This window comes from Pseudomonas sp. S2_A10 (assembly GCF_054668465.1).
Genome location: NZ_CP162773.1, coordinates 4,495,402 through 4,508,042, shown reverse-complemented (window position 1 = coordinate 4,508,042; position 12,641 = coordinate 4,495,402). Strand labels below are relative to the sequence as shown.

The following is a 12,641-nucleotide window of genomic DNA, read 5'->3' as shown; positions in this document are numbered from 1 at the left end:
CTTCTTCCAGCACGACTGGAAAACGTCGGGCATGCAGATTCGAAGCCTGACGCCGTAGATTCGTTCAAAAGATCGTTGCCTGCCGCCACGCCGACTAGAGTTAGCGGGGCGTTCGACGCGGCAGGCAGAAAAATTCATCGCTAGCTGAACAACTATTTCAAGCGGTAAATGTCAGTCAAATCGCGCCGGTCATTTCGCCGAGCCGGCCCATATACGTAACGGAGCGACACGCACATGGCAGCACTGCAGAACAGCACAGTTGAAGCAATCAAGAACAACCAGACTCAGCTGTTGAGCGAGTGGACCAAACGCCTCGAAGCCAGCGGCGCCACACGCAACCTCAAGGAACACGACGTCGCTCAGCAAACCCGCGACTTGCTGGGCCTGCTCCTGGCGGGTCTGGAAAACGGCAACGGCAGCAAGATTGCCGCTGCGGGTTGGGAGGATACCCGTCAGTTCCTTGAAAAGCTGTCGCAGAGCCGCGCCCTGCTCGGCCAGGATTCCCAGCAAACCGCCAATTTCATCTTTGCCCTGAAAGGCCCGTTGTTCGCCCTGCTGCAAAACCATTATCAGGACCAGCCGGCACTGCTGGCCGAGCAATTGCTGGAAGTCTCCGAATTGCTCGACACCGTCGGTATGCACACCATCGGCACCTTCCAGAAATCCCGTGAAGCGGTGATCAAGCGTCAGCAGGAAGAGCTGCTGGAACTGTCGACTCCGGTGGTCAAGCTGTGGGATGGCGTCCTCGCCCTGCCAATGATCGGCACCCTCGATTCGCAGCGCACCCAAGTGGTAATGGAATCGCTGCTGCAACGTATCGTCGACACCGGTTCGGAAATCGCCATCATCGACATCACCGGCGTGCCGACCGTTGACACCCTGGTCGCCCAGCACCTGCTGAAAACCGTGACCGCAATCCGTCTGATGGGCGCCGATTGCATCATCAGCGGCGTGCGTCCGCAGATTGCGCAAACCATCGTGCACCTGGGTCTGGATCTGCAAGGCGTAGTGACCAAGGCCAACCTGGCCGACGCATTGAAACTGGCCCTGACCCGCTTGGGTGTCAGCCTCGTCAAGACGGCTTGACCATGGAACGTATTCCGATTCTTCAAATGGGCGATATCTTGCTGGTGACCATTCAGGTCGACATGCATGACCAACTCGCCCTGACCCTGCAGGACGATCTGTCCGAGCGCATCAGCCGGACATCCGCCCGGGGCGTGCTGATCGACATCACGGCGCTGGACATGGTCGATTCGTTCATCGGGCGCATGATCGGCGACATTTCCGGGCTGTCGAAAATCATGGACGCCAAAACCGTGCTGGTCGGCATGCAGCCGGCAGTGGCGATCACGCTCGTTGAGCTGGGCATGACTTTGCCAGACGTGAGCACCGCCCTGAACGTCGAACGCGGGATGAAACTGCTGCGGGAACGAGTACTTGCACAATGACCGTGCGCAGTAGCGGTACGCAACCCATTCTCATTGAACAGGACGTAGTGCTGGCCCGCCAGACCACGCGCAAGCTCGCCACCGAATGTGGCATGCGCCTGATCGACCTGACCAAACTGGTGACCGCTGTCAGTGAGCTGGCGCGTAACACCATGGTCTATGGCGGCGGCGGCGACATGGACTGGCAGATTCTCGAGGAAAACGGCCGGGTCGGTTTGCGTATCACCTTCCGCGACGAAGGCCCTGGCATCCCCGACATCAAACTGGCGATGACCGACGGCTGGACCTCCGGCAGCGGGTTGGGCCTTGGCCTGACTGGCGCCAAGCGCCTGGTCAATGAATTCGAACTCGACACTGAGCCCGGCAAAGGCACGCGCATTACGATCACACGATGGACATGAATATCACCGGGTCGTTGACCCAGGTTCTGCCGATCGAGGACAGCAGCCAGATCGGCCACGCGCGGCGCACCGCGCAGAAACTCGCCGAGCAGCATGGCTTCGACGAAAACGATGCCGGCCGCGTGGCGCTGGTCGCGACCGAACTGGCCAGCAACGTGCTCAAGCATGCCCAGCGTGGTGAATTTCACCTGCGTGTACTGGCTCGGCCGGATAGCGGTTTCGGCATCGAAATGCAGACCGTGGATCGGGCCCAGGGCTTTGACCTGGATGCCTGTCTGGCGGATGGCTTTTCCACTGGCGGTACGCAGGGCATCGGCCTCGGCGCCGTATCGCGGCAGACCAGTGTCTTCGATGTCTACGCCGACCACCGTGGCGCGGTGTTGCTGGCGCGAATTTTTCCGCGCAGCGATCGTCAGGCCGATATCCGCTTCGGCGTCAGCCAGCATTCGCTGCATGCCGATCCAGCCTGCGGCGATGTCTGGCATCTGGCGTATGAAGGCTCGCGGATCAGCGCGCTGGTGGTCGATGGCCTCGGCCATGGCGAAGACGCCGAACGTGCCGGCCTGGCCGGTGCCCGGGCATTCGCCCGGGCACCGTTTGCCGATCCTGTGGTATTGATGGAAGACCTGCATCAGGAAATGCTCGGCACGCGCGGTGGCGCCGTGGCGTTCGCGCAGTTTGACAGCCAGCGCGACGGCCTGACGTTCGCCGGTGTCGGTAACATCGGCGCCAGTCTACTGGAGCCTGGCAAATCCCGCGGCCTGGCCTCACACCCCGGTATCGTTGGCGGCCAGTACCGTAAAGCCAAACCCTTTGACTATGCTCACGTGAACGGACATTTATTGATCATGTACAGCGACGGCCTACAGTCCCGTTGGAATCTTGCAGACTACCCCGGCCTGGTGCATCGCCATCCTGCCGTGATAGCCAGCGTCCTGCACCGCGACTTTTGCCGTGGTCGCGATGACGTGACGGTGCTGGTCGTGGCTCTGGAGGCCGCCCATGGCTGAATCGACTCACTTGAGCCACGCCGAACAGGCGGCGCTCATCGCTCAGTTGCAGCGCGAAACCACTGCCCTGCGCGAAGAACTCGATGAAACCAACCAGGGTGTTCTGGCGCTGTACGCCGAGCTCGACAATCAGGCCGAAGAACTGCGTCAGGCATCGGATCTCAAGAGCCGCTTCCTGTCGTACATGAGCCATGAATTCCGCACGCCGCTGGGCTCGATACTGAGCATCAACAGTCTGCTCGCTGACGAACTCGACGGTCCGCTCAGCCCTGAACAGCACAAGCAGGTAGCCTTCGTCAGCACCGCTGCCCGCGAGCTCAGCGACATGGTTGATGACCTGCTCGATCTGGCGAAGATCGAAGCCGGGCGCATCAGCATTTCCCCGGCCTGGTTCGACATGTTCGACCTGTTCTCCGCCCTGCGCGGGATGTTCCGGCCAATCGTCGACGCCTCGGCGGTGGATCTGATCTTCGAAGAGCCGCTGGGCCTGCCGCGCCTGTATACCGATGACAAGAAGCTCGGGCAGATCCTGCGCAACTTCATTTCCAACTCACTGAAATTCACCACCCGTGGCGAAGTGCGGGTATCGGCGCGAATGGAAGGTGAAGACAAAGTGCGCTTTGCCGTCAGCGACACCGGCATCGGCATCGCGGCCGAACTGCATGACACGCTGTTCGAAGACTTCTCCCAAGTCGATTCGCCATTGCAGAAACGTCTGCGCGGCACCGGTCTGGGTCTGTCACTGTGCAAGCGTTTCGCCGCCCTGCTCGGCGGTGAAGTCGGGGTAGACAGTACGCCGGGCGTCGGCTCGACGTTCTTTGTCATCATCCCGCTGGCAATCGCTCTGGAGAACGTCGATGAATCGTGACATCCGCCTGTTGATCGTCGATGACAACGTCGCCACCCGTTACGCCCTGCGCCGGCGCCTGGAGCGCCATGGCTACACGGTGCTCGAAGCCGGCACCGGCAGCGACGGCCTGGCCCTGATCGAGGGCGAAGCCCTCGATGCGTTGATCCTCGACGTCAACCTGCCGGACATGAGCGGTTTCGACATCGTCCGCCTGCTGCGCGCCGACCCGGGCACCGCGCTGCTGCCAGTGATTCATGTGTCAGCGGCGTCGATCCAGACCGGCGATATCATCACTGGTCTCAACGCGGGTGCCGATGCTTATCTGATTCACCCGGTCGACCCCGATGTGCTCTTGGCGACCCTGCGTACCCTGCTGCGGGTGCGCGACACGGAAAATGCCCTGCGCGAAAGCGAGGCGCGTTTCCGCGAGATTTTCGCCAACGTCTCGGCACCGATCGCCGTGCTCGATGCCAATCTGAAAGTGCATGAATGCAATCACGCATTCGCCCAATTGATCGTCGATAACCGCGATCCGCAGGCGCTGCGTGAATGCTTCGCCGAAGATCAATGCTCGATCCTCGATGAACTGCGTCTGCGTCTGGTCGACGGCGAGCGCTGGAAAGGCACGCTGAACATGCGCGTGCAGGGCGAGATTCGCGAGACGCAATGGCAGATTTCGCCATATCGCACGCCAGAGCTGAGCCTGGTGTTTGTTGAAGACGTCACCGAGCACCGCCATCGCGAGCGCTCGCATCTGGCGCGGCTGGATGACACCACCACGCAGCTGGCCAAGGAAGTCGCCGAGCGCGTGCACGCCGAAGCGCAATTGCTGCAAGTGCAGAAAATGGATGCGCTGGGCAAGCTCACCGGCGGTATCGCCCACGACTTCAACAACCTGCTGACCGGGATCATCACCAGCCTGGAACTGATCCAGAAACGCGTGGCCGATGAGCGTCTGGACAAGGTGCAGTTCTATACCGAAGCAGCGCTGAACTCAGCCATGAGCGCGGCCTCATTGACCCATCGTCTGCTGGCATTTGCCCGCCAGCAGCCGCTCGATACACGGCCGGTGGACATCAACGAGCATGTCCGCTCGCTGGAAGAATTGCTGGTGCGCACCATCGGTGAGCGCATCACCCTCAAGCTGGAATTGACCAACAAACCGGCGATTGCGTTGGTCGACCCGGTGCAGCTGGAAAGCGCGGTGCTCAACCTGGTGATCAACGCCCGCGATGCCCTGCCCTCCGGCGGCAATATCTGGGTCAATACTTACGCCGCTTATTCCCACGGCGATCCGAATCTGGCCGATGGCGCGTACGTGGCATTGTCGGTACGCGACGACGGCACCGGCATCGAACACAACGTGATCGACAAGGTGTTCGAGCCGTTCTTCACTACCAAGCCGCTGGGCCAGGGCACCGGGCTCGGTCTGTCGACGATTTACGGCTTCGCCCGCCAATCCGGCGGTGACGCGCACATTCGCAGCGTTGCCCGCCGTGGCACCGAAGTGACGATCATGCTGCCCGGCACCAACGACCCGACCGGGGCCGACGCACCTGTGCCCGTGCCTGACGCGAAAGGCAGTGGCGAGCATGTGCTGATCGTCGAGGACATGGCCACGGTGCGCTTGTTCGTCACCGAAGTGCTGGAGGATGCCGGCTATCGCTGCACGCAAGCGGCGGATATCGAATCGGCGCTGGAGCGCTTGCAGAACGACCCGTCGATCGACCTGCTGCTGACCGACGTCGGCCTGCCGCGCATGAGCGGGCGGGAGTTGGCGGATGTTGCCCGTGGCTGGCACGAAGGGCTGCCGATCCTGTTCATGACCGGCTACGCCGAAACCGCGCTCAACCGCCAGGTCTTCCTCGGTACAGGCATGGACATGCTGGTCAAACCGTTCCAGATCAGCGAACTGCTCGACAAGGTCCGCCGCACGCTGGATGGCGCCTGAACTGGCGCCATCGCTGGCAAGCCAGCTCCCACAGGGGCATCAGTGTGCGCAGATTTTCGGCAACAACTTGAATTTCTGTGGGAGCTGGCTTGCCAGCGATGGCGGCCAGCAAGGCGCTGCAGTTATCGGCTTAAAGCACGGGCAAGAAACGGCGCGGTCTTGCTCTTCTTGCTGGCGGCGACTTTCTGTGGTGTGCCGGCGGCGACGATCCTGCCGCCCTGATCACCGGCGCCGGGGCCGATGTCGATCACCCAGTCGCTCTGCGCGACGACACGCATTTCGTGTTCGACCACAATCACCGTGTGCCCCGCCGTTACCAGCGTATCGAGTTGTTCCAGCAACCGATCGACATCTCTCGGGTGCAATCCCGTGGTCGGTTCATCCAGTACATACAAGGTCGCGCCACGCTGGCTGCGCTGCAACTCGGTCGCCAGTTTGATCCGCTGCGCTTCACCACCGGAGAGCTCCGTGGCCGGTTGTCCCAGGCGCAGATAACCCAGGCCGATATCGCGCAGCACTTCCAGCGAACGACGAATCCCCGCCTGCTCGGCAAACACCGCTACCGCTTCATCGACTGTCAGTTGCAGGACTTGGGCGATGCTCAAGCCCTGCCAGAGAATCGCCAATGTCTGCGGGTTATATCGCGCTCCGTGGCAAGTTGGGCACGGCGCATACACGCTGGGCATGAACAGCAATTCCACACTGACAAAACCTTCGCCCTCACACGTGGCGCAACGGCCCTTGGCGACGTTGAAAGAAAACTGCCCGGCATCATAGCCCGCCGCTTGTGCCTCAGGTGTCGCGGCAAACAGCTTGCGCACGTTGTCGAACAACCCGGTGTAAGTCGCCAGATTGGAGCGCGGCGTGCGTCCGATGGGTTTCTGATCAACCTGCACCAGCCGTTTGATCGACTCCAGGCCGGCGCTGATCTGCCCGGTGCTGGGCGGCGGAGTGTCATCTTCCAGGCTCGGCTCTTCTGACTCGGCCTCGGCCACCGGACGGCCCAACTGCGCGCCGACCAGTTCGAGCAAGGCCTGACTGACCAGACTCGATTTGCCAGATCCCGATACGCCGGTCACCGAGGTGAAACAGCCCAAAGGGAATTCGGCGCTAAGATTATTCAGGTTATTGCGCGTCACGCCGTCGAGCTTCAGCCAGCCGCTCGGCTTGCGCGCGGCGCGCTCAGGGCGTTGGTTTTCGGCAAACAGATAAGCGCGGGTCTGCGAATCTGCAATATCAGCAAGTCCCGCAGGCGGACCGCTGTACAGCACGCGCCCGCCCTTCTCGCCCGCCGCTGGGCCGACGTCGATCAGCCAGTCGGCACGGCGCATGGTTTCGACATCATGCTCGACTACAAACAGCGTGTTGCCGTCCGCCTTCAAGCGCTGCAACGCTTCGAACAGCGCCTCACCATCCGCCGGATGCAGACCGGCAGACGGCTCGTCCAGGACATAAATCACCCCGAACAGCTGCGAACCCAATTGCGTGGCCAGGCGCAAACGCTGCAACTCGCCCGACGACAAGGTCGGCGTACTGCGTTCCAGCGCCAGATAACCCAGGCCGAGATCGGTCAGGGTGCTGACCCGCTCCAGCAAATCCTCAGCGATGCGCTGCGCCGCCAGACGCTTTTCCAGCGACAGGTTCGGCGTATGGCGCACGTCCGGCGCGCTGGCGTGACCGCTGGCCCCATGGGCAACCCGCTGCTGACGCGCCTCGCGGGTTTGCGCATGGCTGAGGGTGTCGCCGCTCTCCTCGGCCTGTTCCAGATAATTCGCCGCCGCTACAGGCCGCAGCACTTCGGCCACTTGCAGCAACGGCATCTGCGACAACTCGCCAATGTCGTAGCCGGCAAAGGTCACCGACAACGCCTCGCGCTTGAGCCGTTTGCCCTCGCACAATGGGCACGGGCTACCGCGCATGAACTGTGAAACACGCTTCTTCATCAGCGCACTTTGCGAGTGAGTGAAGGTGTGCAGGATGTAGCGCCGGGCGCCGGTGAAGGTGCCCTGATAACTCGGTTCCATCTTGCGTTTGAGGGCGACGCGGGTTTCCTCCGGGGTCAGCCCGGCGTACACCGGCACCGTCGGCGTCTCTTCAGTGAAGAGAATCCAGTCGCGCTGCTTTTTCGGCAGTTTTTTCCACGGAATGTCGACATCGATGCCCATGGTCACGAGGATGTCGCGCAGGTTCTGCCCCTGCCAGGCCAAGGGCCAGGACGCCACTGCACGCTGGCGGATGGTCAGGTTCGGGTCCGGCACCATCAGCGCTTCGGTGACTTCATAGACGCGACCAAGTCCATGACACTCCGGACAGGCGCCCTGCGGCGTGTTCGGTGAAAAATCCTCGGCATACAGCATAGGCTGCCCCGGCGGGTAACTCCCGGCCCGGGAATAGAGCATGCGGATCAGGCTCGACAGCGTCGTCACACTGCCCACCGAAGAACGCGCGCTTGGCGTGCCGCGCTGTTGTTGCAGAGCGACGGCAGGCGGCAGTCCTTCGATGGAATCGACATCCGGCACGCCGACCTGATCGATCAGCCGCCGCGCGTAGGGCGCCACCGATTCGAAATAACGCCGCTGGGCCTCGGCGTAAAGCGTGGAAAACGCCAGCGACGACTTGCCCGAACCCGAGACACCGGTGAACACCACCAGGGCATCGCGCGGAATATCGACATCAACGTTCTTCAGGTTATGTTCGCGGGCGCCGCGCACACGAACCATGCCGGCGGGTGCTTTGGAATTGCGCTTGGAAATCATCGGCCTGCCTTGATTGAAAAACTGGGCAGCGCTCGGCATCAGGTGCCGAGCACCTCGCAAATCATCTGCAGTAAAGCTTGCGGGCTGTAGGGTTTGCCGAGCAGATGCGTATCGGGGCTGAGCTGGTGGTCGCGGGAAATGATGTCGCGGGTGTGACCGGAGGTGAACAGCACCGGCACCGGCGGTGTCTGCACCTTGGCCCACGCGGCCAGATCGGAACTCTTGATCAGGCCGGGCATGACCACGTCGGTGAAGATCAGATCGATCTCGATGCCTTCCAGCAGCATCTGCATGGCCACGTCGCCATTGCACGCGGTCATCACCCGATAGCCTTCTTCGCGCAGCAACTCCACCGCCGAAGCGCGCACCGCGTCATTGTCTTCCACCACCAGAATGGTTTCGTGGCCGCCGCTCTTGCGCTCGCCGACACTGGCGGTCTCTTCACGAACCGGACGCAGACTGCGCGGGAAATACAACTGCACCCGCGTGCCTTCGCCGAGCTTGCTGTCGATCTCGACGTGGCCGCCACTCTGTTTGACGAAGCCAAAGACCATGCTCAGACCGAGGCCAGTGCCCTGCCCGTCGGCCTTGGTGGTGAAGAACGGTTCGAAAACCTGTTCCAGCATTTGTGGGGCAATGCCCACGCCGGTGTCGGTGACCGCCACGCGCACATACTCACCGGACGCGATGCCCTTGCCGACGCAGTATTCGCTGTCCAGGCAGACATTGGCGGCACTGAGGCCGATAACGCCCTCGCCCTTCATCGCGTCGCGGGCGTTGATGGCCAGGTTGAGAATCGCGTTTTCCAGTTGGTTGCGGTCGACGTTGATGTGCCAGGGCTGCGGCGGCAACTGCACGTCGATCTGAATGGTTTCGCCCAATGCACGTTGGAGTAATTCGCCCACGCCTTCGAAAATTTGCTCTGGATTGCACACGGCCGGTGACAGCGGTTGCCGCCGGGCAAAGGCCAGCAGTTGCGAAGACAGTTTGGCACCGCGTTCGACCGCCGCCAGCGAAGCCACGACCCGGCGTTGTACGTTGGCATTGTTGGGCTCATGCCGGGCGAGCAGATGCAGGTTGCCAGCGATGACTTGCAGCAGATTGTTGAAGTCGTGGGCAACGCCACCGGTCAGGCCGCCGATGGATTCGAGCTTCTGCGATTGGCGAAGTTGTTCCTCGGCCGCGAGCCGCGCATTCACTTCGGTGGCCACGCGCTGTTCGAGATTGCGGGTGAATTTGAGCAGTGATTCTTCGGCGTTTTTGCGCTCATGGATGTCGATCAGCACACCGGGAAAGCGAAACGGCTTGCCTTGCTCATCGAACTCGCAGGCACCACTGGCCAACACCCACAGGTACTGGCCGTCGGCCCGCTGCACGCGGTATTCAGCGTTGTACGGCTCGCCAGTGCGCACGCTATGGGCAACTCGCTCCTGCACCCACCGATGATCTTCGGGATGAATGCGCGATTCAGCGATCTCTTGTTGCAGATCGCTCAAGTCCTGATCCGGCGGATAGGAAAAGGTGCGGGCGAAACGTTCGTCAGCAGAGAAGCGATTGTTCTTGATGTCCCAGACAAAGGAGCCAAGCAGTGCGCCGGCATTCAGCGCCAGACGCACGCGCTCGTTGTCGGCGCGATAGGCATCTTCGGCCGCCTGACGCAGGCGCTCGGAATGCACCAGTTCGGTGGTTTCGACCACCATCGCCATGACGCCGCCGGGCACGCCTTCGTCGTTGGCCACCGGGCTGTAATACAAGTCCATCCAGACGTCTTCGGGCACGCCGTCGCGCAGCAATACCAGCTCTTTGTTGCGATAGGACAAGGTGCCGCCGGCCAGGCAAGTGTCAACGACGTGGCGGTTGAATTCGGCGACTTCCGGCCAGCCCAGCTCTACCGGCACGCCAAGCAGATAGGGATGGCGGCCACCGGCGAATTCGGAGTAGGCGTCGTTGTAGATCATGTAGCCGGCATGGCCCCAGAGCATCACCATCGGCAGCGGCGAAGCCAGCATCAGCTGCACGGTGTTACACAGGCTGGCCGGCCAGTCGGCGAGCGGACCCAGTTCGGTGAGGCTCCAGTCGAACGCACGGATGCGTCCGGCCATTTCGCCTTTCCAGCCCTCACAGCCGTGGCTTTCGGATAAAAACTGCATCGCCTGACTCAGTGTCCTTTTTTGCGGTTTTCCGATCTATCGCAACGCTACAACGACGCGACGCCCGTGTGTTTCGAGGCCCTGAAAACGCATTGGTTTCATTGGAGGTATAGCCGATTTGCGACACAGAGCCATTCAGACGCCAATCAAGTGTTTGAGTGGGTGATAGCCGGTTTTCATTTTTGCAGCAACGTCGAGAATCGCCTTCTCGATTCCGTTGAGGTGCGTGCAGGTCAGCTCGATCGCGGCGCTCTGATTACCGGCCTCGATGTACTCAAGCAAACGCAGGTGTTCATCGTCGCGGCAGGCTTGATGACTGTCGTCATCGAGCGCGGCGGCATACAGCGAAGCGCGCGAGATCAGCTTCTGGAACCAGTCGAGCAGCACCGGATTGTTCAGGCTGCGCGCCAGTTTGAGGTGGAATTCGCCGAGCAGATGGATCAGCCGTTCATGGTCGCCGGCCGCATGGGCGGCATCCTCCAGCAACAAGTGCTCACGCAGATCCTGCATGGCAACGCTGTCTTTGCGCCGGCACAGTTCGGTGACGATGCCGATTTCGATCAGCCGCCGGGTTTCGAACAGCGAACGCAGCTCTGCGTCACTGGGCAGCGACACCGATGCACCTTTGTTGGGCTCAGTGGTGACCAGACCATCGGCTTCCAATTGCTTGAGCGCAGCACGCACCGACGTGCGGCTGACATTGAACAACTCGGCCAGCGAGGCCTCACCCAGCTTCATGCCTGGGCGCAACGAACGCTTGCTGATCGCCGCGTAAACCCCTTGGTAGACGCGATCGACCGTGGTTTCCAGTTTCTTTTCGCTCATTCGAACACTCCTTTGGCGTCGGGCAATTCATCCTGGCAGTGGCTGGCCATGGAGATTGATCGGGTTCCCGTACCGGTGTGAAGCGCAGAATATCTGCCTTCGGTCCAAAGGTGCAGCCTTTTGATTTATCTCGATTTTGAATAAACAGCCAAAACCTGTGGGAGCGAGCCTGCTCGTGAAGGCGGCGGCACAGTCAACATCGTCATTGCCTGACAGTCCGCTTTCGCGAGCAGGCTCGCTCCCACTCTGATACGAGGCAGATCGACCATCTTCATTGCAACCAAAATCCCTGTGGGAGCGAGCTTGCTCGCGAAGGCGGCGGCACGTTCGACATCGTCATTGCCTGACAGTCCGCTTTCGCGAGCAGGCTCGCTCCCACTCTGATACGAGGCAGATCGACCATCTTCATTGCAACCAAAATCCCTGTGGGAGCGAGCTTGCTCGCGAAGGCGGCGGCACGTTCGACATCGTCATTGCCTGACAGTCCGCATTCGCGAGCAGGCTCGCTCCTGCAAGGGTCAGTCATTGATGACTCTACATCTATTTCCTGCTTCGTCATTCGGCTAAACCACACTTTGCTCAAACGATCAGCAAGGGGTTGTCAACTGTCAGGTTTGACAGTTTACGACCGGCTACTGTCAGCATAGGTTGGAGATATGTTGCTGGACCGATTCGTATAAACGGCACCCGTTGCCAAGGAGCTGCACATGCTGACGGAACACGTTTTCCCACAAACCAGAACCAATCCTTCCTCCGGTACGGTTTCCACTGATGTAATAGGTGAACCGGCGTTCACTGCCGATGGACTCAACTTCGCTTATGACTATTACACCACCGATAAAAAACTGCGCCTGACCCTCAGCGCCGTTCAGACAATTGAAGATGAACAAGGAAACACCGTCATCAGAGGCATTGAGATGGTGTTCAATCCCGACATGGTCAGTGGCACCCATGCCATCAAGGATGGGAAGTACTCTGCCACATGGTGGAAAATGCGGGCCGATGGCGCTGAAACCTTATTTCAGACGTACAACGCGGACAGTGGCTCGGTTAGTCTGTCCTTTGATCACGAACGGGAACTTTATGAAGGTAGCTTCTCCTTTGAATCCAATGGGCCCGGTTCCGCCAGTGCAATCATCAAGTCGGGCAGCTTTTCTATCAAAGGGCGGGACAATTTCACCCTGTGACCGCTGATGATCCGTTAGGAAGCGCTCAAGTTGGTGAGCCACCCAAACCGATGCAGATGC

The 12,641-nt window shown here is 60.8% G+C and carries 10 protein-coding genes; 7 read left to right on the top strand and 3 right to left on the bottom strand.

The features are described from left to right. Positions 1-234: 234 nt before the first annotated feature. The 6 genes from AB4N41_RS20250 to AB4N41_RS20225 are packed head-to-tail and all read left to right on the top strand — an operon-like array spanning position 235 to position 5,663. Positions 235-1,086, top strand: a complete 852-nt coding sequence (locus tag AB4N41_RS20250; protein ID WP_252877990.1) for an STAS domain-containing protein — start codon at positions 235-237, stop codon at positions 1,084-1,086. Between the two features lie 2 nt (positions 1,087-1,088). Then, complete coding sequence (locus AB4N41_RS20245) at positions 1,089-1,451, top strand: STAS domain-containing protein (RefSeq protein ID WP_056785183.1); 363 nt, start codon at positions 1,089-1,091, stop codon at positions 1,449-1,451. Beyond that, positions 1,448-1,852 (top strand): anti-sigma regulatory factor, encoded by a 405-nt coding sequence (locus AB4N41_RS20240; protein ID WP_016774465.1) that lies wholly within the window; start codon positions 1,448-1,450, stop codon positions 1,850-1,852. Before AB4N41_RS20245 ends, AB4N41_RS20240 begins: the two co-directional genes overlap by 4 nt. Beyond that, entirely contained in the window at positions 1,849-2,862 is a 1,014-nt protein-coding gene (locus tag AB4N41_RS20235) for an ATP-binding protein (RefSeq protein WP_252877989.1), read from the top strand. The genes AB4N41_RS20240 and AB4N41_RS20235 overlap by 4 nt, the downstream gene beginning before the upstream one ends. Further along, positions 2,855-3,730, top strand: coding sequence for a sensor histidine kinase (locus AB4N41_RS20230; RefSeq protein ID WP_041478682.1), 876 nt, complete (start codon positions 2,855-2,857; stop codon positions 3,728-3,730). Before AB4N41_RS20235 ends, AB4N41_RS20230 begins: the two co-directional genes overlap by 8 nt. Beyond that, complete coding sequence (locus AB4N41_RS20225) at positions 3,720-5,663, top strand: response regulator (RefSeq protein WP_041478681.1); 1,944 nt, start codon at positions 3,720-3,722, stop codon at positions 5,661-5,663. Before AB4N41_RS20230 ends, AB4N41_RS20225 begins: the two co-directional genes overlap by 11 nt. Positions 5,664-5,785: 122 nt before the next feature. On the opposite strand, the gene AB4N41_RS20220 is transcribed toward AB4N41_RS20225, so the two are convergent. From AB4N41_RS20220 to AB4N41_RS20210, 3 genes are all read right to left on the bottom strand, one after another. After that, positions 5,786-8,419: an excinuclease ABC subunit UvrA gene (locus tag AB4N41_RS20220; RefSeq protein WP_252877988.1), complete on the bottom strand. Its 2,634-nt coding sequence runs from the start codon at positions 8,417-8,419 to the stop codon at positions 5,786-5,788. 38 nt (positions 8,420-8,457) lie between these two features. Further along, entirely contained in the window at positions 8,458-10,569 is a 2,112-nt protein-coding gene (locus AB4N41_RS20215) for an ATP-binding protein (protein ID WP_252877987.1), read from the bottom strand. Positions 10,570-10,704: 135 nt separating this feature from the next. Further along, positions 10,705-11,394, bottom strand: coding sequence for a GntR family transcriptional regulator (locus tag AB4N41_RS20210; RefSeq protein ID WP_016774461.1), 690 nt, complete (start codon positions 11,392-11,394; stop codon positions 10,705-10,707). A gap of 707 nt (positions 11,395-12,101) precedes the next feature. Between AB4N41_RS20210 and AB4N41_RS20205 the strand changes: the two genes are divergently transcribed. Beyond that, positions 12,102-12,581, top strand: a complete 480-nt coding sequence (locus AB4N41_RS20205; RefSeq protein WP_252877986.1) for a hypothetical protein — start codon at positions 12,102-12,104, stop codon at positions 12,579-12,581. The last annotated feature ends 60 nt before the right edge of the window (positions 12,582-12,641 follow it).